At 72.6% G+C, this 20,771-nt stretch carries 17 protein-coding genes, 1 tRNA gene and 1 riboswitch; of the genes, 11 read left to right on the top strand and 7 right to left on the bottom strand.

The annotated features are described in order from the left end of the window. Positions 1–9: 9 nt before the first annotated feature. Both AB0Q99_RS06765 and AB0Q99_RS06760 read right to left on the bottom strand, forming a co-directional pair. On the bottom strand, positions 10–1,071 hold the full coding sequence (locus AB0Q99_RS06765; RefSeq protein WP_363569150.1) for an iron-containing alcohol dehydrogenase family protein: 1,062 nt from the start codon (positions 1,069–1,071) through the stop codon (positions 10–12). Continuing rightward, positions 1,059–1,814: a phosphocholine cytidylyltransferase family protein gene (locus tag AB0Q99_RS06760; RefSeq protein ID WP_363569148.1), complete on the bottom strand. Its 756-nt coding sequence runs from the start codon at positions 1,812–1,814 to the stop codon at positions 1,059–1,061. Before AB0Q99_RS06760 ends, AB0Q99_RS06765 begins: the two co-directional genes overlap by 13 nt. Before the next feature lie 556 nt (positions 1,815–2,370). On the opposite strand from AB0Q99_RS06760, the gene idi reads away from it, so the two are divergent. After that, entirely contained in the window at positions 2,371–3,018 is a 648-nt protein-coding gene (gene idi, locus AB0Q99_RS06755) for an isopentenyl-diphosphate Delta-isomerase (RefSeq protein WP_363569146.1), read from the top strand. A gap of 50 nt (positions 3,019–3,068) precedes the next feature. On the opposite strand, the gene AB0Q99_RS06750 is transcribed toward idi, so the two are convergent. Further along, on the bottom strand, positions 3,069–3,662 hold the full coding sequence (locus AB0Q99_RS06750; RefSeq protein ID WP_363569144.1) for an ATP-binding protein: 594 nt from the start codon (positions 3,660–3,662) through the stop codon (positions 3,069–3,071). A 322-nt stretch (positions 3,663–3,984) separates the two neighbouring features. Here AB0Q99_RS06750 and AB0Q99_RS06745 point away from each other — a divergent pair. Both AB0Q99_RS06745 and AB0Q99_RS06740 read left to right on the top strand, forming a co-directional pair. Continuing rightward, positions 3,985–4,069 (top strand) — tRNA-Leu (locus AB0Q99_RS06745). A 316-nt stretch (positions 4,070–4,385) separates the two neighbouring features. After that, the gene (locus tag AB0Q99_RS06740; protein WP_363569142.1) at positions 4,386–6,071 is read left to right on the top strand and encodes an APC family permease; all 1,686 of its coding nucleotides are present in this window, start codon (positions 4,386–4,388) and stop codon (positions 6,069–6,071) included. Between the two features lie 134 nt (positions 6,072–6,205). Here the strand turns inward: AB0Q99_RS06740 and AB0Q99_RS06735 are convergent, their stop codons facing one another. Further along, the gene (locus AB0Q99_RS06735; RefSeq protein ID WP_363569140.1) at positions 6,206–7,207 is read right to left on the bottom strand and encodes a class I SAM-dependent methyltransferase; all 1,002 of its coding nucleotides are present in this window, start codon (positions 7,205–7,207) and stop codon (positions 6,206–6,208) included. A 391-nt stretch (positions 7,208–7,598) separates the two neighbouring features. On the opposite strand from AB0Q99_RS06735, the gene AB0Q99_RS06730 reads away from it, so the two are divergent. Further along, a complete protein-coding gene (locus AB0Q99_RS06730) occupies positions 7,599–9,026 on the top strand; it encodes an aldehyde dehydrogenase family protein (RefSeq protein WP_363569138.1) in 1,428 nt (475 codons plus the stop codon). A 180-nt stretch (positions 9,027–9,206) separates the two neighbouring features. Here AB0Q99_RS06730 and AB0Q99_RS06725 read toward each other — a convergent pair whose 3' ends face one another. After that, complete coding sequence (locus tag AB0Q99_RS06725) at positions 9,207–10,664, bottom strand: glycine hydroxymethyltransferase (protein ID WP_363569136.1); 1,458 nt, start codon at positions 10,662–10,664, stop codon at positions 9,207–9,209. A gap of 20 nt (positions 10,665–10,684) precedes the next feature. Then, positions 10,685–10,781: riboswitch (ZMP/ZTP riboswitch) on the bottom strand. Positions 10,782–11,084: 303 nt separating this feature from the next. On the opposite strand from AB0Q99_RS06725, the gene AB0Q99_RS06720 reads away from it, so the two are divergent. The 6 genes from AB0Q99_RS06720 (at position 11,085) to AB0Q99_RS06695 (ending at position 18,095) form a co-directional block, all read left to right on the top strand. Then, positions 11,085–12,062 (top strand): ABC transporter permease, encoded by a 978-nt coding sequence (locus tag AB0Q99_RS06720; protein WP_363569134.1) that lies wholly within the window; start codon positions 11,085–11,087, stop codon positions 12,060–12,062. Between the two features lie 217 nt (positions 12,063–12,279). Then, positions 12,280–14,034, top strand: a complete 1,755-nt coding sequence (locus AB0Q99_RS06715; RefSeq protein ID WP_363569132.1) for an ABC transporter substrate-binding protein — start codon at positions 12,280–12,282, stop codon at positions 14,032–14,034. 140 nt (positions 14,035–14,174) lie between these two features. Beyond that, on the top strand, positions 14,175–15,167 hold the full coding sequence (locus AB0Q99_RS06710; RefSeq protein ID WP_363569130.1) for an ABC transporter permease: 993 nt from the start codon (positions 14,175–14,177) through the stop codon (positions 15,165–15,167). A 13-nt stretch (positions 15,168–15,180) separates the two neighbouring features. Further along, positions 15,181–16,893: an ABC transporter ATP-binding protein gene (locus AB0Q99_RS06705; protein WP_363569128.1), complete on the top strand. Its 1,713-nt coding sequence runs from the start codon at positions 15,181–15,183 to the stop codon at positions 16,891–16,893. Between the two features lie 66 nt (positions 16,894–16,959). Next, entirely contained in the window at positions 16,960–17,400 is a 441-nt protein-coding gene (locus AB0Q99_RS06700; RefSeq protein WP_363569126.1) for a cytidine deaminase, read from the top strand. Between the two features lie 131 nt (positions 17,401–17,531). After that, positions 17,532–18,095 carry an EF-hand domain-containing protein gene (locus AB0Q99_RS06695; protein ID WP_363569124.1) on the top strand — a complete coding sequence of 188 codons (564 nt, stop codon included), beginning with the start codon at positions 17,532–17,534 and terminating at the stop codon, positions 18,093–18,095. Between the two features lie 145 nt (positions 18,096–18,240). Here AB0Q99_RS06695 and AB0Q99_RS06690 read toward each other — a convergent pair whose 3' ends face one another. Next, the gene (locus tag AB0Q99_RS06690; RefSeq protein ID WP_363569122.1) at positions 18,241–18,816 is read right to left on the bottom strand and encodes a TetR family transcriptional regulator; all 576 of its coding nucleotides are present in this window, start codon (positions 18,814–18,816) and stop codon (positions 18,241–18,243) included. A gap of 149 nt (positions 18,817–18,965) precedes the next feature. Beyond that, on the bottom strand, positions 18,966–20,048 hold the full coding sequence (locus tag AB0Q99_RS06685; protein WP_363569120.1) for an EamA family transporter: 1,083 nt from the start codon (positions 20,046–20,048) through the stop codon (positions 18,966–18,968). Between the two features lie 132 nt (positions 20,049–20,180). Here AB0Q99_RS06685 and AB0Q99_RS06680 point away from each other — a divergent pair, with 132 nt between their 5' ends. After that, a complete protein-coding gene (locus AB0Q99_RS06680; protein ID WP_363569118.1) occupies positions 20,181–20,639 on the top strand; it encodes a gamma-glutamylcyclotransferase family protein in 459 nt (152 codons plus the stop codon). Positions 20,640–20,771 lie beyond the last annotated feature (132 nt).

Below are 20,771 nucleotides of genomic sequence, written 5' to 3'. Positions count from 1 at the left end.
GTGGAGGGGTCAGCTGTTGACGGCTTGGACATAGTCGGCGTACGCGTCCCTGATTGCGGAAGGGGAGAGGTCGAGGTGTTCGAGGATGGTGAAGCGCCCCGGGCGGGTGTTCGGAGCGTAGTGCACCGCTTCGGTGAACTCCGCCTCGGTGAAGCCGATCTGAGCCGCGGTCACCGGCAGCCCGTGGCTCGCCAGGCGCTCCACGATCAGACCGGTCAGCTCGCGCTCGCCCCGCAGGAAGCTGGCGAACGCGGCACCGAGGCCGACCTGCTCGCCGTGCTGGGCGGACCGCTTGGGATACAGCACGTCCAGGGCATGCGAGATCTCGTGACAGGCGCCCGACGAAGGCCGGGTGCTGCCCGCGATGTTCATCGCGATGCCGGACAGTACCAGGGCTTCCGCGAGGGCCGTCAGGAGGTCCTGATCCTGAGTGTTTCCTGGGTGCCGCAGCAGGTTCTCGCCCGCCGAGCGGGCCATCGCCACGGCCAGTCCGTCCACCGGCTCACCGGTGACCGCGTGCGACAACTCCCAGTCGGCGCAGGCCGAGATGTTGGAGACGACGTCGCCGATGCCGGCCGCCACGAAGCGCGGCGGGGCCTGCCGGATCACGTCCAGGTCGACGATGATGCCGATCGGGCTGGGCACCCCGTAGGAGCCCCGCCCGGCGTCGTTGTCGAGGGTGGAGACCGGCGAGCAGATGCCGTCGTGGGCCAGGTTGGTGGCGACCGCGACCAGCGGCAGGCCGACCCGCGCGGCGGCGTACTTGGCGGCGTCGATGATCTTGCCGCCGCCGAGGCCGACGATCGCGTCGTAGTGGCCGCCGCGCATCGCCTCGGCCAGGTGCACCGCGCTGTCCAGGCTGCCGTCGTCCACGTTGTACCAGTCGGCGCCGGGCAGGGCCGGCTCCAGGCGTCGGCGCATGGCCGCGCCGGAGCCGTTGCTGATCGCCACCGCGATCCGGCCCGAGGCCGACAGGCGCTGGTCCGCGAGGATCCCGCCGAGCGCGTCCAGCGCGCCCGAGCGGATCTCGACGAACAGCGGCGACGGGACCAGTCGGGTCAGTACTGGCACGCGATCTCCCGCGCCTTCGCCAGGTCGTCGTGGTTGTCGACCTCGACCCAGGAGACCTCGCCGATCGGCTGCACGTCGATCCGCAGGCCGCGGTCGACCATCTCCTGGTAGCCGTCCTCGTAGTACAGCTGCGGGTCCCGCTCGTAGGTGGCGCGCAGGGCGTCGGTCAGGTCGGCGGCGGCGGACGGGTTGATCACCGTGACGCCGATGTACTCGCCGCTCGCCTCGGCCGGGTCCATGAGCTTGGTGATCCGGCGCATGCCCGCGGCCGGGTCGACCACGACCTTCATCTCCTCGTCGGCGAGCTTCTTCACCGTGTCGAGGGCCAGCAGGATGCCGGGGGCGGTGCCGCCGTCGATCAGGCGCCGGTTGCCCTCCAGCATGGTGCGCTGGACGGAGGCGGGGTGGACGGTGTCGCCGTTGGCCAGCAGCAGGCCCTCGCCGAACAGCTCGCGGGCGCACCAGAGCGAGTACGCGTTGTTCCACTCCTCGGCCTTGTCGTTCTCGACCAGGTGGAGCTTGACGCCGTAGGTGCGCTCCAGGGCGTCCTTGCGGTCGTACACCGCCTCCTTGCGGTAGCCGACGACGATCGCGGCCTCGCGCAGTCCGACCTCGGCGAAGTTGCCGAGGGTGAGGTCCAGGACGGTCCGCTCCCCGTCGACCGGCACCAGCGCCTTGGGCAGGGTGTCGGTGTACGGGCGCAGCCGGCGGCCGGCGCCGGCTGCCAGAACGAGGCCGATCATGCGGGGTCTCCTGATCCGTCGTGCTGTGCGCGCGGGCCGTGCCGGAGAGCGGCGGCGCTGCTTCGCCGGACCGGTGTGCGACCGGACCGGGCAGCGGCGCGCCGGTGCCGGCACGGATCCGGGCACCGTGTCGTATGTGATGGTAGGCGACTTGGCGGACCGGCCCGAACGCGCCCGGAGACCAGACGGTGACGGAGCGGCGACCGGCGGGCGACACCGGGGTGCGGACGGCGGTTTCGCACCGGCGTTCGGCCGGGGTGCGGGCGGGTGTCCGGGCCGGACCGCGCCGGGACGGTCGAACGGCGGCCGAACGCTCGTCGAACGGTTCTCCGACGATCGTGACCCTTATGGGGGTTTCCCGGACCGTTCCCGGTACGGATTCCGACCTCTCCGGGTCATGATCCGCCCGGTTGTGCGTGGGACCCCTGGCCGCCGCCACCCATACGGCAGACTGGAGCCCGACGCCGGCGCCGGTGCCCCCGCTGCGCCCGCGCGCCGCCCGGTGCGCCGGACGCACCCGATGCTCCCGTTGCTCCCGCCCCCGGAAAGAGGCCCCATGCCCCAGAGTCTGCCGACCGACCCGACGCACTTCGACGCCGAGATCGACACCGGTCTCGACGTGGAGGCCGATGTGTCGGTCGCCCCGCGGGCCGACTCGGCCGGCGGTACCGAGATCCTGCTGGAGCTGGTCGACGACGAGGGCGTCACGATCGGCACCGCCGAGAAGCACTGGGCCCACCAGCAGCCGGGCCGGCTGCACCGTGCCTTCTCGGTGTTCCTCTTCGACCGCCAGGGCCGCCTGCTGCTCCAGCGCCGGGCCCTCGGCAAGTACCACTCCCCCGGCGTCTGGTCGAACACCTGCTGCGGCCACCCGTACCCGGAGGAGCCGCCCTTCGTCGCCGCCGCCCGGCGCACCGCGGAGGAGCTGGGCGTCGCCCCGGCGCTGCTCTGCGAGGCCGGCACCGTCCGCTACGACCTGCCGGACGAGGCCTCCGGGCTGATCGAGCGGGAGTGGAACCACCTCTTCGTGGGGCTGGTCACTGCCCCGGTCGCACCGAACCCGGACGAGGTGGACGACTTCGCCTTCGTGACCGCGCAGGAGCTGCGGGAGCTGCGGGCCGAGCGGCCGTTCTCGGTCTGGTTCGAGACCGTGTTCGAGGCGGCGCTGCCGGGGATCCGGGAGATCGCCGGGCGGGACTGGTAGCCGGGCGGGACCGGTGGCCGGCCCCGCGCGCTCTCGTCCGGGCGGGCCGGTCAGCGGTCGGGCTCCGGGGGGACGGGCAGCGAGGCCCAGACGACCTTGCCGCCCTCCCCGGTCCGCTCGACGTCGCACACCCCGCCGGCCTGCAGCGTGACGCTCTTCACCAGCAGCAGGCCGCGCCCGCCGGTGCGGGCGGTGTCGTTCTCCAGCGCCTTCGGCCGGTACGGGTCGCCGTCCTCGACCGACACCCGCACCCAGCCCCCGCGCACCGACAGCTCGGTGACCACCTCGGGCGACAACTCGGCCGCGTGCGTCACCGCGTTGCTCACCAGCTCCGAGACGATCAGCAGCAGGTCGTCCACCAATTCCTGATAGCGCACCCCGGCCATGCCCTGGGCCAGCAGGCGGTCGCGCACCGCGTGCCTGGTGAGCGGCACCGAGGCTTCGGCGGCGGGCACCGGGAAGCGCCACAGGCCCTCGACCGGGCCGCCCGCCGGACCGCCCGCCGGACCGCCGGCCGCCGCGACGGCGGCACCCCGACCGTCCCCCGGCCCGCCGCGTCTCGGTTCGGCCTCCGCCGTCCCGCTGATCTGCTCCACGTCCAGCCGCCCTTCGTCCGCGACCCGGGAATCAGGCGATCCGCTCATGGCGCCCTCGGTCCACAGAGGCTAGGAGAGCGGTCGCGACGGCTGTGGCACCGTCGACAACTTGCCCGTGTCGGACCGCTTCCGGCCGGAACCGATCGCGGTCGACACCGGAGTCGACCGGTTCCTTCGCGGTCGCCATCGGTTCGGGCGGGGTTCGAGCGTGTTCGCCAGCCGTACCAACCTGTGCGCCGGGTCGTCCGGGGCCCGGCCGGCCCCCGGGGCGCGGGCCCGAGGAAGCGCAGGTGAGAAGCACTCCAGAAGCCTGGTAATGTTCTCTCTGTCGCCGAGGGGGCGAAAGAAAAACCCCCGAAGCACACACCCCGTCCGGGTGGCGGAATGGCAGACGCGCTAGCTTGAGGTGCTAGTGCCCTTTATCGGGCGTGGGGGTTCAAGTCCCCCCTCGGACACAACCGAATTCCCCGTGGGATCCGAAAGGAACCCACGGGGAATTTCTTTTTGCCGCGGGTGCTCCCCCTGCGGCCTTTCCCGGTCGCCCTCGCGACTGCCTTCACCGACCGCCTCCCTCGGCCGCCTCCCCCGGTCGCCGGCGCCGGCGGTCCGGAAACCGGACACGAGATGGCAACGATCGAACGGTTTGAGCTTCCCCTGAGGTATTCGCCCCTTTTCGGACCATAAGCTGCTGTGCGTTTGTCCGGAATACCGGCGCAAAATCGCAAAAACCCTGACACCACCCGATGAACCCCGAGCGAAAGGACCGATACGTTGAGTGAGCCCGAATCCTCGGCGGCATCACACCAGAACTACCGCCGATCGCTCGGCACGATCAGCCTGACCGCGGTCGGGCTGGGGTCGATCATCGGCTCCGGGTGGTTGTTCGGTGCCGAGCGGGCCGCCAGGCTCGCCGGGCCGGCATCGATCCTCGCCTGGGTGATCGGCGCCGCGGTGGCCCTGACCATCGCGCTCACCTACAGCGAGCTGGGCTCGATGTTCCCCAAGGCCGGCGGCATGGTCCGGTACGGCCAGTACTCGCACGGCTCGCTGGCCGGCTACCTGGCCGCCTGGGCCAACTGGATCGCCATCGTCTCGGTCATCCCGGGCGAGGCCACCGCTTCCGTCCAGTACATGAGCTCCTGGCACTTCGGCTGGGCCAAGGGGCTCTACGACGGGCAGGAGCTGACCCTCAGCGGTGTGGCGCTCGCCAGCGTGCTGCTGCTCGTCTACTTCGCCCTCAACTGGTTCGCGATCACGCTGTTCGCCAAGACCAACACGGCGATCACCGTCTTCAAGGTCGTCGTGCCCGCGCTGACCGCCGGCGCGCTGCTCCTCGCGCACTTCGACAGCGCGCACTTCACCGACCACGGCGGCTTCGCGCCGAACGGCTGGAGCGCGGTGTTCACCGCCGTCGCGGTCTCCGGAATCGTCTGGGCCTTCAACGGCTTCCAGTCGCCGCTCAACCTGGCCGGCGAGGCCAAGGACCCCGGCAAGTCGCTGCCGAAGGCCGTCATCGGCTCGATCCTGATCGCCCTGGTGATCTACGTCGCGCTGCAGATCGCCTTCCTCGGCGCCATCCCGGCCGCCGACCTCTCCCACGGCTGGAGCAGCCTCTCCTACACCTCGCCGCTGGCCGACCTCGCCATCGCCTGGGGCATCAACTGGCTGGCGATCGTGCTCTACGCGGACGCCTTCGTCTCGCCGTCCGGCACCGGCATGATCTACGCCGCCACCACCTCGCGCATGATCCACGGCGTGCAGGAGAACGGCCACCTGCCGAAGCTCTTCGGCAAGGTCGACGCCGGGACCGGCATCCCGCGCCCGGCGCTGCTGCTCAACCTGGGGGTCGCCTTCCTGTTCCTCGCGGTCTTCCGCGGCTGGGGCTCGCTGGCCGAGATCGTCTCGGTGGCCACCGTGATCTCGTACATCACCGGCCCGGTCGCCGTGATGGCGCTGCGCCGCCTCGCCCCCGACCTGCCGCGCCCGGTCCGGCTGCGCTCCATGCCGGTCATCGCCCCGGTCGCGATGGTCTTCGGCTCGCTGGTGCTGTACTGGGCCCGCTGGCCGCTCACCGGCAAGGTCATCCTGCTGATGGCCGCCGGTCTGCCGATCTGGGCCTGGTACGAGCTGCGCAAGCCGTTCGCCGTGCTGAAGCCGCACCTGGCGGCGGGCGCGTGGATGGTCGCCTACCTGTTCGTGATGGCCGGCGTCTCCTGGGCGGGCAGCAGCGACTTCGGCGGCCACGGGTACCTGCCGGAGGGCTGGGACCTGCTGATCGTGGCCGCGATCGGGCTGGCCTTCTACTACTGGGGCGTCGCCAGCGCCTGGGCCAACCCCTCGCTGGCCGCGGTCCGGCAGGAGATCGCGGACGCCGAGCACGCGGAGCACGTGGAGCTCGTCGAGGGCGCCGAGGGCGCTCCGGCGGCGGTCGCGGCGGGCGAGCCCTCCCGGGTCTGATCCCGCGTTCATGCCGAAGGCCGGTCGGAACCATCCGACCGGCCTTCGGCATGTGCGGCAGCCTGCAGCGGCTGCGGGGCGCGGGGTGGCGGGTCCGGGGGTCCGGAGGTCAGGGGCCCGCGGGTCAGGACCGGTCAGCCGCGGCGGGCCCGGCGGATGGCGGAGGTGACGACCGGCGGGAGGAGGTCCCGGGCGGCGCGCTTGGCGACGTTGGCGGGGCGGCGCGCCTCGGCCGCCCGGGCCCGGCGGGCGGCCAGGTCGACGGCGGCCTGGTCGCGGGCCGACCGGAGCGCCCGGTGGGCCTCCGCCGCGGACTGCTCGGCTTGGCGGCGGGCCGACTCGGCGGAGAGCCGGTCGTGGTGGCGCGAGCCGCGGAACGGCTCGATGCCCTCCGAGTCACCGGTCAGGCGCAGCACCTGGCGCCCGTTGAGGGTCTCGGTGCTCAGCCGGCAGCCCGCCGCGAGGTCGATCCGGTCCAGCAGCTCACGCTGGAACGGCTCCGGGTCGCCCCAGGTGCCGTAGAACTTGCACTCGGTGAGCAGGATCGGCCGGAGCCCGTGGTTGAACACGGCCTCCCAGGTCGCGGCCGCCACTCCCGGGGTGTGCTGTGAGCGGTAGTCGTCCAGGACGACGACGCCCTGCTCCTGCAACGCGACCCGGGCCACCTGGAGGTCCCCCACGACGTGCTCGTACAGGTGGGAGGCGTCGATGTGGATGAAGCGGAAGGCACCCGCCGGGATGCGCCCGTGGGCCAGGACGGAGGTCGGCGCCTGAATGATCTCCGGCAGCTCGTCGTGGAAGGCGAGGTAGTTGCGCTCGAAGGCCGAACGGGTCAGCGTCTTCCGGTAGGAGAGGTCCATCTCGGCGGCGTTCTCGTCGTCGGGCGCGTCCGAGTCGAAGAGGTCACAGACGGTGAACGTCTCGCCGGGCTGGAGGTGCTCGCCGATCACGATCGCGCTGCGGCCGAGGTAGGCCCCCATCTCCAGCAGGTCACCGGTGACGCCGGTCTTCTCCTGCCGGCCGAGGAACCACTCGAAGGAATGCCGGTCGTGGTCCCAGAACCACCCGGGGACGTCGTCCAGGATCGCCGGCTCGGTGGCGTGCTGCGACTCGCCCGGCAACACGGCGTCGGTCATGGGAACTCCTTCGGGGCGACGGGTGGACCGGTGGATCTCTCACCGGACCTCAGCGGGAGGAGAGTTCCGGGCCGATCGCGTGAGACGCCGGTCCCGACCGTGCCGCACGGCACGTCGAAAGTCGTCAGCAGTAGTCCCCCGCCGCTGAGTTCACTGCAATGTACCTGCGTACCGACCACCGTGTGGAGGACTTGGCGTGGGGAGTTTCCGGAACCGCCACCGGACCACGGGAAGGTGAACACGGCAGTAGTCGGGCGTGGCCCCATTATGTCCCGTTCGGTGCTTCCGCGCTTCCGGGGCGCCGGCTCTTGCGCACGGCCGCCCGGGCCGTTTTGACTGGCCTCCGACTAGCGCTGTTAGTCATACGTCTGAGCAGATGAGAGGACTATCGGTGCAGCAGTACGCGGAGCACGGCGACCAGTACATCGACGGCGCCTGGCGGCCCTCCGGGGACCCAGGCTCGCTGGCCGTGCTGAACCCGGCCACCGAGCAGGTGCTCGCCACGGTACCGGCCGGCGGGGCGGCCGACGTCGACGCGGCGGTGGCGGCGGCCCGCCGGGCCGCCCGGAGCTGGGCCGCGACCACCCGCGCGGAGCGGCTGGAGCTGCTGACCCGGCTGCGGGACGGGCTCCAGGCCGCGCAGGACGAGATCACCGAGACGGTGGTCGCCGAACTCGGCGCCCCGGTCGGCTTCGCCGCCGCCGTGCACGCCGGGCTGCCGCTGACCGTGACGACCTCCTACCTGACCCTGCTCGCCGAGCATTCCTTCGAGGAGCGGATCGGCAACTCGGTGGTGCACGCGGAGCCGGCCGGCGTCGTCGCGGCGATCACCCCGTGGAACTACCCGCTGCACCAGATCGTCGCCAAGGTCGTCCCCGCGCTGGCGGCCGGCTGTCCGGTGGTCCTCAAGCCCGCCGAGGACACCCCGCTGGTGGCCCGGCTGTTCGCCCGTCTGGTGCACGAAGCCGGCTTTCCGGCAGGGGTGTTCAACCTGGTCACCGGCACCGGGGCGACGGCGGGCGCGGCGCTGGTCGCCCACCCGCAGGTGGACGTGGTCTCGTTCACCGGCTCCACCGCCGTCGGCCGGCAGGTCGCCGAGACGGCCGGCCGGGGCCTCAAGCGGGTCGCCCTGGAGCTGGGCGGCAAGTCGGCGAACGTGGTGCTGCCGGGCGCCGACCTCGCCCGCGCGGTCAAGGGCAACGTCGCCAACGTCTTCGCCAACTCCGGCCAGACCTGCAGCGCCTGGACCCGTCTGCTGGTGCACGAGGACCAGTACGAGGAGGCCGTCACCCGGGCCGCCGAGGCCGCCGCCCGGTACCTGCCCGGCGACCCGGCCGACCCGCAGACCCGGATCGGCCCGCTGGTCAACGCCGAGCAACTGGCCCGGGTGCGCGGGTACATCGACGGCGCGCTGGCAGAGGGCGCCCGGCTGGTCGTCGGCGGCTCGGAGCCCGTCGCCGAACTGCCCACCGGCTTCTACGTCCGCCCGACCGTGCTCGCCGACGTGGCGCCGGAGACGGCGGTGGCCCAGGAGGAGGTCTTCGGCCCGGTCCTGGTGATCCTCGCCTACCGCGACGAGGACCACGCCGTCGAACTGGCCAACGGCACCCCGTACGGCCTGGGCGGCGGCGTCTGGGCCCACGACACCGACACCGCGGCCGCCTTCGCCCGCCGCCTCGACACCGGCCAGGTCGACCTGAACGGCGGCCGCTTCAACCCCCTCGCGCCCTTCGGCGGCTACAAGAACTCGGGCCTCGGGCGCGAACTGGGCCGCCACGGGCTGGAGGAGTTCCTGCGGTACAAGTCGCTGCAGTACTGAGGGTTGCGGCAGTGAACTGCCGCACCGCAGGCCGTTGTACTGCAGGCTGCGGCGACTCGTGCCGCTCGTAGGGCAGTTCATCGCGGCGAACCGGGGACCGGGAGTCGCCCGGGGGTGTCGGGGGTCGCCCGGGGGTGTCGGGGCAGGCTCGGCACCCCCGGGCGTACCGCGTGGCCGGGCTCAGGCGAGGTCGATGCCCGGGTAGAGGGGGTAGGGGGTCAGGAGGTCGGCGGCGCGCTTGGCGACGGCGTCCCGGAGGGCCGGGTCCAGGGCGTAAGTGGCCTTGGACGGGGCGCCGTTGGCGGCCGTGCTGGGGGTGGTGGCGCGCAGGACGGTGTCGATCAGCTCGGCGATCTCGTCCATCTCGGCGGTGCCGAGGCCGCGGGTGGTGAGGGCCGGGGTGCCGAGGCGGACGCCGGAGGTGTACCAGGCGCCGTTCGGGTCCTGCGGGACGGAGTTGCGGTTGGTGACGATGCCCGAGTCGAGCAGGGCCGCCTCGGCCTGGCGGCCGGTCAGGCCGTAGCCGGAGACGTCGGCGAGGACGAGGTGGTTGTCGGTGCCGCCGGTGACCAGCGTGCCGCCGCGGCGCAGCAGGCCCTCGGCGAGGGCCCGGGCGTTGGCGACGACGGCGTGGGCGTACGTCTGGAACTCGGGGCGGCGGGCCTCGGCGAGGGCGACGGCCTTGGCGGCCATCACGTGCGAGAGCGGGCCGCCGAGCACCAACGGGCAGCCGCGGTCGACGTGTTCGGCCAGCTCCGCGGTGCACAGCACCATGCCGCCGCGCGGGCCGCGCAGGGACTTGTGGGTGGTCGTGGTGACGATGTGGGCGAACCGGACGGGGTCGTGGTCGCCGGTCAGCACCTTGCCCGCGACCAGGCCGGCGAAGTGCGCCATGTCGACCATGAGGGTGGCGCCGACCTCGTCCGCGATCTCGCGCATCCGGCGGAAGTCGACCAGGCGCGGGTAGGCGGAGTAGCCCGCGACGATGATCAGCGGACGGAACTCGCGGGCGGTCTCGCGCAGCGCGTCGTAGTCGATCAGGCCGGTGGCCGGGTCGGTGCCGTAGCTGCGCTGCTCGAACATCTTGCCCGAGATGTTGGGCCGGAAGCCGTGGGTGAGGTGGCCGCCGGTGTCCAGGGACATGCCGAGCATGCGCTGGTTGCCGAGCTCGTGGCGCAGCCGCGCCCAGTCCTCCTCGGTGAGGTCGTTGACGTTGCGGACCCCGGCGCGCTCCAGGGCCGGGCTCTCGACCCGCTGGGAGAGGACGGCCCAGAAGGCGGTGAGGTTGGCGTCGATGCCGGAGTGCGGCTGGACGTAGGCGTGGTCGGCGCCGAACAGTTCGCGGGCGTGCTCGGCGGCGATGGCCTCGACGGTGTCGACGTTGCGGCAGCCCGCGTAGAAGCGGCGGCCGACGGTGCCCTCGGCGTACTTGTCGCTGAGCCAGTTGCCCATGGTGAGGAGGACGGCCGGGGAGGCGTAGTTCTCGCTGGCGATCAGCTTGAGCGAGGCGCGCTGGTCGGCGAGTTCCCGGCCGATGGCGGCGGCGATCCGCGGCTCGACGCCGGCGACCACGTCGAGGGCGCTGCGGAAGGCGGTGTCGGCGGCGGGGGTCGCGGCGGTGTGGGGCTGCTGGGCCAAGGCGGTCTCCTGGTGGGGATGCGGATGGCCCAGGCGCTCGGCAACTTCACGTGAGGGTTCACGAGGCCGCTTCCCGATGGTTGATTCCATCCCTACGCGCCAGTCGCAGCCCACCGGGATCGTATCAACATCGGACGGACTGTGGCGGAGGTCTCAGAATGCGGAACGACCGGCCCGGTTTGGGGGCCTATGTCCGTTCTTTTGCAACGCCGGCGTTGCGGCGAAATGAAGCCGCCACATGTCCCGAAACAATGCCGCAGGAATTCCCCGAAGAGCCGCCGGAGGGATTTGCGGAACCTCGGACGCATCCGATCTGATGTCGCTCGAACGGCCCCCGGGAAACCCCCGGAGGCCGGACCGGAAATGCACACCAGCGCACCCTCACCCACGGGGCGGCGAAGAATTCGGGGGTTACGCCTCATGGCAGTGGTCGACACGCTCCAAGCGCCCGCGGCCGGGCCCGCGACCACCGCGGCCCCGAACCTGCTCCGCCGGATCCTGCGGGACCGGGTCGGCACCGCCGCCCTGGCCGTCGTGGCGCTGTTCCTGCTCCTCGCGGCCGCGGCCCCGCTGGTCGCCGCGCTGTACGGGAAGAACCCGACCGAGCACTACGGCCAGAACGTTCCCGGCCTGCTCAGCGATGGTGGCCTGCCGGTGCTGCCGAACGGCGGGATCTCCGGCGACTTCTGGTTCGGCCTGGAGCCCGGCCTCGGCCGGGACGTGTTCACCCAGCTGCTGTACGGCATCCGGACCTCGCTGCTGATCGCCTTCGCCGCCGCCACCGTGACCACCGCGCTGGGCGTGCCGGCCGGCGTCGCGGTCGGCTACCTCGGCGGAGTCGCGGACCGGCTGTTCGGATTCCTGGCCAATGTGCTGCTGGCCTTTCCGACCCTGCTCCTGCTGCTCGCACTCGGTCCGGTCATCCAGTCCCGGCTGGTCGATCCGGGCGCCGCGGAACCGGAGTGGCTGCAGTTCCTGGTGTTGGTCCTGGTTTTCTCCGCGTTCGGCTGGATTCCGCTCGCGCTTTCCCTGCGGGCCACCGTGCGCTCGCTCCGGGAAAGGGATTTCGTGCAGTCCGCCCGGGCCCAGGGCGCGAGCCGATTCCACGTCGTCGTCCACGAACTGCTGCCGAATGTGCGCTCGCAGTTGCTGGTGCACGCCACCATGGCGGTACCGGCCTACGTCGCCGCCGAGGCCGCGCTGTCCTTCCTCGGCGTCGGCATCACCGAGCCGGTGCCGGACTGGGGGCGGATGATCTCGCGCGGCTCGGAGGTCTTCCAGGCCGATCCCACCTACCTGGTCTTCCCGGGGGTCGCGCTGCTGCTGTTCGTGATCGCCTTCAACCTGCTCGGCGACGCCGTCCGGGACGCGCTGGACCCGCGCTCCGGCGGCCGCTGAACCCCGCCGGGCCTGACTGACCCGCCCGGCGTACCTGGCTTGCCCGGCCCTGCCCGGCTGGCCTGCCCGGCCCTGCCCGGCGCATCTGCCGCACCCCGGCGCCTGTCACACCCCGGCATCCGCCGCACCCCGATACCCGGCACACCCGCCGGACCCTTCCGATGTCGTCAACCCGAGCCTCCCCGGCGCGATCCGCCGGGGCGAGGAGAGATTCGCCATGCGCTGGACCAGACCGTCCCTCGCCGTCATCGCCACCGCCCTGCTGGTGACTTCCTGCTCGGCCGGTGCGGGCAGCACCGGCTCCGCCGGCGCCGGGGCCTCCACCAAGGAGACCTCCCCGCTGACCGCCGCGCTCGGCACCGAGCAGGAGAGCGCCGGCCCGGCCCCGGCCGTCCCGGGCGCCCGCGCGGGCGGCACGCTGAACGTGTACAACAGCGTCGAGTTCCGCCACCTCGACCCGCAGAAGGTGTACGCGGGCGCCGCCTACAACGCCTCGCTGCTCTGGGGGCGTCAGCTGACGCAGTACCAGGTCGTCGACGGCAAGGCCAAGCTGGTCGGCGACCTGGCCACCGACACCGGCACCCCGGCCGACGGCGGCCGCACCTGGACGTACAAGCTCAAGCAGGGCGTGGCCTGGGAGGACGGCAAGCCGATCACCGCCCAGGACGTCAAGTACGGCATCGAGCGCACCTTCGGCAAGGGCTACGAGGTCGGGCCGCCCTACTGGCCGCAGTGGCTCACCGGCGAGGCCGACTACGAGGCCGCGCGCGCCAAGTACGCGGGCCCGCAGGACGGCGACCTGGCCGCGATCGAGACGCCGGACGAGCGCACCGTCGTCTTCCACTTCCCGCAGCCGCAGGCCGACGTCCCGTACATGGCCGCGCAGTCCTCCTCCTCGCCGGTGCGCCGGGACAAGGACACCGGGACGGACTACGACCGCCAGCCGTTCGCCACCGGCCCGTACCGGATCGTCGAGCACGTCCAGAACACCCGGATGGTGCTGGAGCGCAACCCGGCCTGGAAGCCGGAGACCGACCCGATCCGCAACCAGTACCCGGAGAAGTTCGTCTTCACGTACGGCAAGGAGGCGCTCAACCTCAACCAGGAGATCCTCTCCGGGCGGGACGGCGGCGCCAACGCCACCACCGCCTCCGACACCCTCTCCCCCGAGCTCTACCAGACGACCGACACCGACCCCAGGGCCAAGGAACTGGTCGTCACCGGCCGGCAGGGCGCCTTCGTCACCCAGCTGGTGATCAACAACGAGCGGGTCCCGGACCTGGCGGTCCGCAAGGCGCTGAACCTCGCGTACCCGCGCCAGCAGGCCCGCCAGGTCCAGGGCGGCTCCCGGACCGGCGAGGCGGCCACCACGCTCAGCTCCCCCGCGCTGATCGACTGGCAGAAGTACGACCTCTACCCGGCCAAGCCCGAGGGCGACCCGGAGGCCGCCAAGGCCGAACTCGCCAAGGCCAAGCAGGCACCGGCCGGGCTGACCTACGCGTACCGGAACACGCCGAACGGGCAGCGCGTCGCCCAGGTGCTGGTGGACGGCTTCGCCAAGGCGGGGATCACCGTCGTGCCCAAGCCGGTCGACCCCAAGGCCTTCCTGGACGAGGTGCACCGCGCCGACTCCCCGTACGACCTGTTCGAGGAGACCTCCTCGGTCGACTGGCCGACCCCGTCCACGCTGATCCCGTTCTCCTTCGACGGGCGGGCCGGCAGCGACCTCAACTCCGCGCGCTACCGCAACCCGGAGGTGGACAAGGAGATCGACCGGATCAACCGGATCGGCGAGCCGCGCGCCAAGGCCAAGGAGCTGTACGCGCTGGAGCAGACCGTGATGAAGGACCTGCCGGTGCTGCCGTTCTCCTACCCGACCACCAGCCAGCTGCGCGGCAGCAACGTCGGCGGGGCGTTCGTCCACCCGATCTACGGGACGGTCTCGCTGGCCTGGCTGTACCTGAAGTCCTGACCCACCGAGGTCAGGGAGCGGCCGGGCCCGCTTCCGGGGCCGGCCGCTCCCCTCCTTCCTGCCTCGCTTCCTCCCTGCTTCGCTTCCTCCCTGCCTCGCTTCCTCCTTGTCTCCCCGCCACGTCGACCCCCGGATCGGCCATGCTCTCCTTCGTCCTGCGACGGGCCGTCCAGGCCCTCGCCGTCCTGGTGGCGGTCTCCGCCGCCGCCTTCGCCCTCTTCTACGCCGCGCCCTCCGACCCGGCCCGCGCCGCCTGCGGCCCGCGCTGCGACAGCGGGCAGGTCGCGGCGGTGCGCCAGAGCATGGGCCTGGACCAGCCGCTCGTCGCCCAGTACACCGACTACCTCGCCGGGGTCGTCGCCGGGCGGGACATCAACGACGTGGACGGCTCGGCCATCCACTGCGCCACGCCCTGCCTCGGCTACTCCTACCGGCTGCACCAGCCCGTCAGCGAGGCGCTGGCCGACCACCTGCCGGTCACCCTCTCGCTGACCGCCGGGGCGCTCGCCGTCCTGCTGGTACTCGGCCTCGGTACCGGGTTCGTCTCCGCGCTGCGGCACGGGCGGCGGACCGACCGGCTGCTGTCCGGCTTCACCCTGGTCGGCGCCAGCGTGCAGATCTACTTCCTCGGGTACGTCGCCCAGTGGCTCCTGGTCTACTCCACCGGGCTGCTGCCACTGCCCTCCTACACCCCGCCGGCCGAGGACCCGGCGGCCTGGGCGGGCGGGATGCTGCTCCCCTGGCTCGTCCTCGGCTTCGTCAACTCGGCCGTTTTCGCGCGCCTTTCGCGCTCGCAGCTGCTGGAGACGATGAACGAGGAATACGTCCGCACGGCCCGTGCCAAGGGCCTCGGGCGGCTGCGCGCCCACCTCAAGTACACCTCGCGCGGCGCCGCCGGGCCGCTGGTGCAGCTGCTCGGGCTGGAGGCCGGGGCCCTGCTCGGCGGAGCGGTGATCACCGAGACGGTGTTCGGGCTGAACGGGATCGGACGGTTCGCCGCGCAGGCCGTCGCCGGGCAGGACCTGCCCGCCGTGGTCGGCGCGGTGCTGCTGGCCGCCTGCTTCGTGGTGCTGTTCGTCGCGCTGGCCGACCTCGCGGTGGCCTGGCTCGACCCGCGTGTCCGGCTGAACTGAGGGGAGCGTTTCGATGAAGTCCACGTCTACGGGTGCGGGTTCCGCTGTCGCGGGTGGCGGTGGCGGCGGGGATGGCACCGAGCCGGTGCTGAGCGTCCGCGACCTGACCGTCACCTTCGCCGACCCGCGGGGCGGTGCGCCGGTGACCGCCGTCCAGGGGCTCTCCTTCGACCTTGCGCCGGGTGAAGTCCTGGGCCTGGTCGGCGAGTCGGGATCCGGCAAGTCGACCGTCGGGCTCGCCGCGCTCGGCCTGCACGACCCTCGCACCACCACCGTCACCGGCTCGATCCGGCTGGGAGGTCAGGAGTTGGTGGGCGCCGAGGAGTCCGCGCTGCGCGCGGTGCGGGGCGGCCGGGCCGCGCTGGTCTTCCAGGACGCGCTCACCTCGCTCAGCCCCTTCCACGGCGTCGGCGCCCAACTCGCCGAGATGTACCGGCTGCACCACCCCGGGGCGGGCCGCACCGAGGCCCGTCGGCGAGCAGCCACGATGCTCGACCGGGTCGGCATCCCGGCGGCGCGGGCCCGCGACTACCCGCACCAGTTCTCGGGCGGGATGCGGCAGCGCGTGATGATCGCGATGGCGCTGATGAACGACCCCCAACTGCTGATCGCCGACGAACCGACCACCGCCCTCGACGCTCGCATCCAGCGCCAAGTGCTCGACCTGCTCGGCGAGTTGCAGCGCGAGCACGGCACCGCGGTGCTCCTGGTCAGCCACGACCTGGGCGTGGTCGCCGGGACGACGGACCACACCCTGGTGCTGCGCGGCGGCGTCCGGGTCGAGTCCGCGCCGACCGCCGAGCTGCTGGCCGCACCGCGCGAGCCCTACACCCGGGCGCTGGTGGGGGCGGCGCTGCGCCTGGACTCCGTACCGGGCAGTCGACTTGCCACTGTTGACGATCCGTCACCTTCGCCCACGGTCCGGCCGAGGGTCGTCGAGCGGCCCGAGCGGTGGCTGGTCGAGGTGGAGGACCTCGCCGTGCACTTCCCCGGCCGACGGCGCTTCCCCGGCCTGCGGGCCGAGCCGGTCCGGGCGGTCGAGGGCGTGGGCCTGCGGATCGCGCCCGGTGAGACGGTCGGGCTGGTCGGCGAGTCCGGCTCCGGCAAGTCCACCACCGCGCGCGTCCTGGCCGGTCTGCAACGGCCCACCGGCGGGCGGGTGTCGTACGACGGCCAGGACGTCACCCGCCCGGACCGGGAGCTGCGGCGCCGACTCAGCCGAGAGATCCAGCTGGTCTTCCAGGACCCGTACGCCTCGCTCAACCCGCGCCGTACCGTCGCCCAGACCCTCGACACCCCGCTGCGCCTGCACACCCCGCTCACCCCGGCCGAGCGGCGGGAGCGCTCGGCCGAGCTGCTGGAGCAGGTCGGGCTGAGCGCCGGGCACCTGGACCGCTACCCGCACGAGTTCTCCGGCGGGCAGCGCCAGCGGATCGGCATCGCCCGGGCGCTGGCCCCGCAGCCGCGCCTGATCATCGCGGACGAGCCGGTCTCGGCACTCGACGTCTCGGTGCAGGCGCAGGTGCTCAACCTGCTGATGGAGCTGCGCGAACGCCTCGGCGTGGCCTTCCTGTTCGTCTCGCACGACCTCGCCGTGGTCCGGCACTTCTGCGACCGGGTGGCGGTGATGCACCGGGGCCGGCTCGTCGAGGCCACCGACCGGGACCGGCTGTTCGACGCGCCGCACACCGACTACACCCGGGAGCTGCTGGCGGCGGTGCACTGAGGACGGCCCCCGGCGAGTGGGTCATGATCAAAGCCCGTCAGCTCCGATCGGAGAGGTGAAGCCACCATGTCCACCAATGACCAGGTGCCCGTGAACGCGGAGCTCGTGGACACGGAGCTCGTGGACACGGAGCTCGTCGAGGCGGCCCGGGAGGTGGCCCTGCGGTACGCGCGGGGCGACAACCACACCGTGGCGGCCGCCGGGCGGAACGCCGACGGGCGGATCGTCACCGCCCTGAACGCCTACCACTTCACCGGCGGGCCGTGCGCCGAGCTGGTGCTCATCGGGGCGGCGGCCGGGCAGGGCGCGTACGAGCTCACCACCGTCGTGGCGGTCGGCGACCGGGAGCGCGGGGTGATCCCGCCGTGCGGGCGCTGCCGCCAGGCGCTGCTGGACTACTTCCCGGAGCTGCGGATCATCGTCGGGCAGGGGACCGGGCTGCGCACCGTGCCGGTGCTGGACCTGTTGCCGGCGGCGTACGTCTGGGCCGACCACCAGGAGGACTGAGGGGTGGGCGACACCGGGACGAACTTGCACAGCCGTTCGACCTTCGTTCAGCTGCGCGAACGCGACTCCAGGCACTAGCGTGCAGGCGACGTGACGGAGGAAGCCCAGGAATCACCAGCCGAGGGGACACATTGTCGGACGACCTGCTCATCGCAAAGATCAACCACGGTTTCGATCACCTCGACGCCGACGGCGACGGACTGATCACCGAACGGGACCACGTCCTGATGGGCCGCTCGGTGGCCCGCTCGCTAGGCCACCAGGACGGTTCGGAGGCGGAGGCCGTGATCGTCCGCGCCTACCTGACGATCTGGCAGGACCTGCACCTCGCCCGGCTGCCCGCCGGCACCGAGGCGATCACCCGCGAGCAGTTCGTCACCTCGACCGGGTCGCTCGCCGACGACCCCGAAGCCGCCCGGGACAGCCTCGGCGCGCTCGCCGAGGCCTTCCTCGCCGTCGCCGACGCCGACCGCAGCGGGACCATCGACGCCGGCGAGTTCTTCGTCTTCCAGCGCGGCCACTTCGCGGGCCTCTGCCGCGACGACGCCGACGAGGCCTTCCGCCACCTCGACACCGACGGCGACGGCGTCCTGTCCGCGGCCGAGTTCACCGACGCGATCATCGAGTACTGGACCAGCCGCGACCCCGACGCGCCCGGCAACTGGTGGACGGGCAAACCGCCGCACGCCTTCTGAGCCCGAGGGCGGCCGTGGCTGCCGGGAGTTCGCGTCGGACTCGTGCACCCAGACCTCGGCGCCGGAGGCGGCGCGGACGCGCTCGGCGATGCCGACGTGGTCGGGGTGGCCGTGGCCGAGCCCGTCCTGCTCGCGCCCGGTGCGGTCAGGCGGCCGGGACGATCCGCTCGACGATGGTGTCGATCAGCGGCGCGAGGCCGTCGACGCCCAGCACCTCGGGCAGGGTGAGGTGTTCGAGGATCAGGCCGGTCATGGCGAGGTGGAGCACGACGACGGTCTCGCGGTCGCCGGGGAGGCCCTCGTCCAGGTGGGAGGCGATGTTGGCCTCCAGGTCGTCCCGGATGGTGCCGGTGAGCTGGGCCCGCAGGTCCGGGCGGCGGGTCGCCTCCAGCCGCAGTTCGAGCATCGCGAGGTAGCCGGCCCGGTCGGCGGTGATGCGGCGGATCAGCTCGTGCATCAGGGCGGTGACCAGGGCGCGGTCGCGCGGGGCGCGCAGCAGTCCGGCGAGGATCGCCGGGTCCGGGACGAGCCGGTGGTGGATGTGCCGGGCGGTCTGGTGGAGCAGGTGGTCCCGGCTGGCGAAGTAGTTGGAGGCCGTGCCCTTGGGGACGCCGGCCTGGACGTCGACCGCGCGGAAGGTGAGGCCGCGGGCGCCGTCGCGGGCGAGGACCTCGATGGCGGCGCCGGCGAGGGCGGTGCGGCGGGCTGGGTTCGGGACCATGGGCCGATTCTCCCTCCTGTGACTTCGAGGGCTCGGGGCGGTGCGGGCCCGCGGCGGGGCGCGCTTGAGGGGCCCGGTCCAAGGGAAATCCACGCCCCGCGCCTTCACCCTCACCGACAGCCGGATCTTCGAGCGCGGGAACGTCGTGCTCACCTACGAGCGGACGTCTCCTTCGCGGGACGCCCGGGACGCCGACTGACGCTCACCACCAGGCAGACCGCCGCGACCACGATCCCCCCGCCCGCCAGGGTGGGGCCGGTGAGCGGCTCGGCCAGGATCAGCCAGCCCAGCAGCACCGCGACCACCGGGTTCACGTACGCGTACGTGGCGACCAGCGTCAGCGGGGCGGAGCGCAGCAGCCAGGCGTACGCGGTGAAGGCGAGCAGCGAGCCGAACAGCACCAGGTAGCCGAGGGCCAGCCAGGACCGGCCGGAGACGGCCCCCAGATCCAGCCCGCTCTGCTCGCCGCGGACCAGTCCGATCATCAGGTCGAAGAGGCCGCCGGCCAGCATCTGGTAGGCGCTCGCGGCGAGCACGTTGCCCGGCATCGGGACCTTCTTGCTCGCGAACGAGCCGACCGCCCAGAGCAGCGTGGCGCCGATGATCAGGACCACGCCGAGCGGCTCGACGGACCCGCCGATCGCCGGGGCCGACAGCACGCCGAGGCCGACCAGGCCGAGCAGCACCCCGGCGAGCTCGGCGGCCTTCGGACGCTCGCCGCCGAAGGCCGTCAGCACCACCATCCAGAGCGGGACGGCGGCCACCAGCAGGGCGGCCAGGCCGGAGGGGACGGAGGTCTCGCCCAGGACCACCAGGCCGTTGCCGCCGGTCAGCAGCAGCACGCCGACCAGGGCGGCCGAGGCCAGCTGCCGCCCGCTCACCTTCAGTCCGGCCGGGCCCTGACGCACCAGCAGGTAGCCGGCCAGCAGAAGGCCCGCGGTGAGGAAGCGGGCGGCGGCGGAGAGGAAGGAGGGCATCGTCTCCACGGCGATCCGGATCGCCAGGTAGGTCGAGCCCCAGACGACGTAGACCACGGCGAGGGCCAGCCAGACCGCGCCGCCGAGACGGGTGGCGGGGCGGGCCTCGCCGAGCGGAGACGGGCCGGCGGGGGCGGCCTTCGCGAGGGTCGCACCTGCCGGGGTTGCGTCGGCGGGCGCCGCGTCAGCGGGCGTTGCGTCGGCGGGGGTGGAACCGGCGGAGGTGCCCGGTCGGGAGGAAGCGGGCGATGTCATGTGTGTCCCCCTTGGACGGTGCTGGCCGAACATCCGATATGACAGCGCATCGACGGCCCGACGCGCCAGTCGGTATCAGGAATCGGACCGGAGGACGTACCGTGGGCGCTCCCCAGCGAGGAGGTCGAACCCGTGTCCGCGTCCGAGGAGGAGCTGCCGTTCTTCGTCTACGGCACCCTGCGCAGCGGCGGCCGCAACCACGCCGCACACCTGGCCGGACGCTGTGCCGCCATCCGCCCGGCGGTGCTGGACGGCGCCGCGCTGCACGAGGGCCCGGGCTTTCCGTACGCGGTGCTCGACGCGACGCCCGGGCGGCGGATCGTGGGCGAGCTGATCACCGTACGCCCGGGCGCCTACACCGGCGCGCTGGCGGCCCTCGACCTGCTGGAGGAGTGTCGGGCGGACGGGACCGGGCTGTACGTGCGGCGGCGGATGGCGGTGCGAACGGCGGCGGTGGGGGCGACGGCAGTACGGACGGCGGTGGCGGGTGCGCCGCAGGACGCGTGGGTCTACCTGGCCGGACCGGCCGCCGAGGCTCGGCTGCGCGAGCGGCCGGCCCTGATCGCCTCGGGGGACTGGGCGGACAGGTGAGGGGTGGGGGGTGACGGATCACAGCTGACAGAGTTCAGCAAACAGCTTTCAGCAAACAGAGTTTGAAATCTGTTCGCTGAAAGCTGTTCGCTGTCGCCCGGGCCGCCCCGATACCCGCCGGATACCGCCAGG

The organism is Kitasatospora sp. NPDC086791 (assembly GCF_040685975.1).
GTDB lineage: Bacteria > Actinomycetota > Actinomycetes > Streptomycetales > Streptomycetaceae > Kitasatospora.
The sequence above is the reverse complement of the archived record's forward strand: the minus strand, read 5'-3'. Positions and strand labels throughout refer to the sequence as shown.

Coding starts and splice junctions, on each gene's coding strand:
- AB0Q99_RS06760 (WP_363569148.1), bottom strand. CDS start 1,814: ATGATCGGCCTCGTTCTGGCAGCCGGCGCCGGCCGCCGGCTGCGCCCG.
- idi (WP_363569146.1), top strand. CDS start 2,371: ATGCCCCAGAGTCTGCCGACCGACCCGACGCACTTCGACGCCGAGATC.
- AB0Q99_RS06750 (WP_363569144.1), bottom strand. CDS start 3,662: ATGAGCGGATCGCCTGATTCCCGGGTCGCGGACGAAGGGCGGCTGGAC.
- AB0Q99_RS06735 (WP_363569140.1), bottom strand. CDS start 7,207: ATGACCGACGCCGTGTTGCCGGGCGAGTCGCAGCACGCCACCGAGCCG.
- AB0Q99_RS06720 (WP_363569134.1), top strand. CDS start 11,085: ATGGCAGTGGTCGACACGCTCCAAGCGCCCGCGGCCGGGCCCGCGACC.
- AB0Q99_RS06715 (WP_363569132.1), top strand. CDS start 12,280: ATGCGCTGGACCAGACCGTCCCTCGCCGTCATCGCCACCGCCCTGCTG.
- AB0Q99_RS06710 (WP_363569130.1), top strand. CDS start 14,175: ATGCTCTCCTTCGTCCTGCGACGGGCCGTCCAGGCCCTCGCCGTCCTG.
- AB0Q99_RS06705 (WP_363569128.1), top strand. CDS start 15,181: ATGAAGTCCACGTCTACGGGTGCGGGTTCCGCTGTCGCGGGTGGCGGT.
- AB0Q99_RS06700 (WP_363569126.1), top strand. CDS start 16,960: ATGTCCACCAATGACCAGGTGCCCGTGAACGCGGAGCTCGTGGACACG.
- AB0Q99_RS06690 (WP_363569122.1), bottom strand. CDS start 18,816: ATGGTCCCGAACCCAGCCCGCCGCACCGCCCTCGCCGGCGCCGCCATC.
- AB0Q99_RS06685 (WP_363569120.1), bottom strand. CDS start 20,048: ATGACATCGCCCGCTTCCTCCCGACCGGGCACCTCCGCCGGTTCCACC.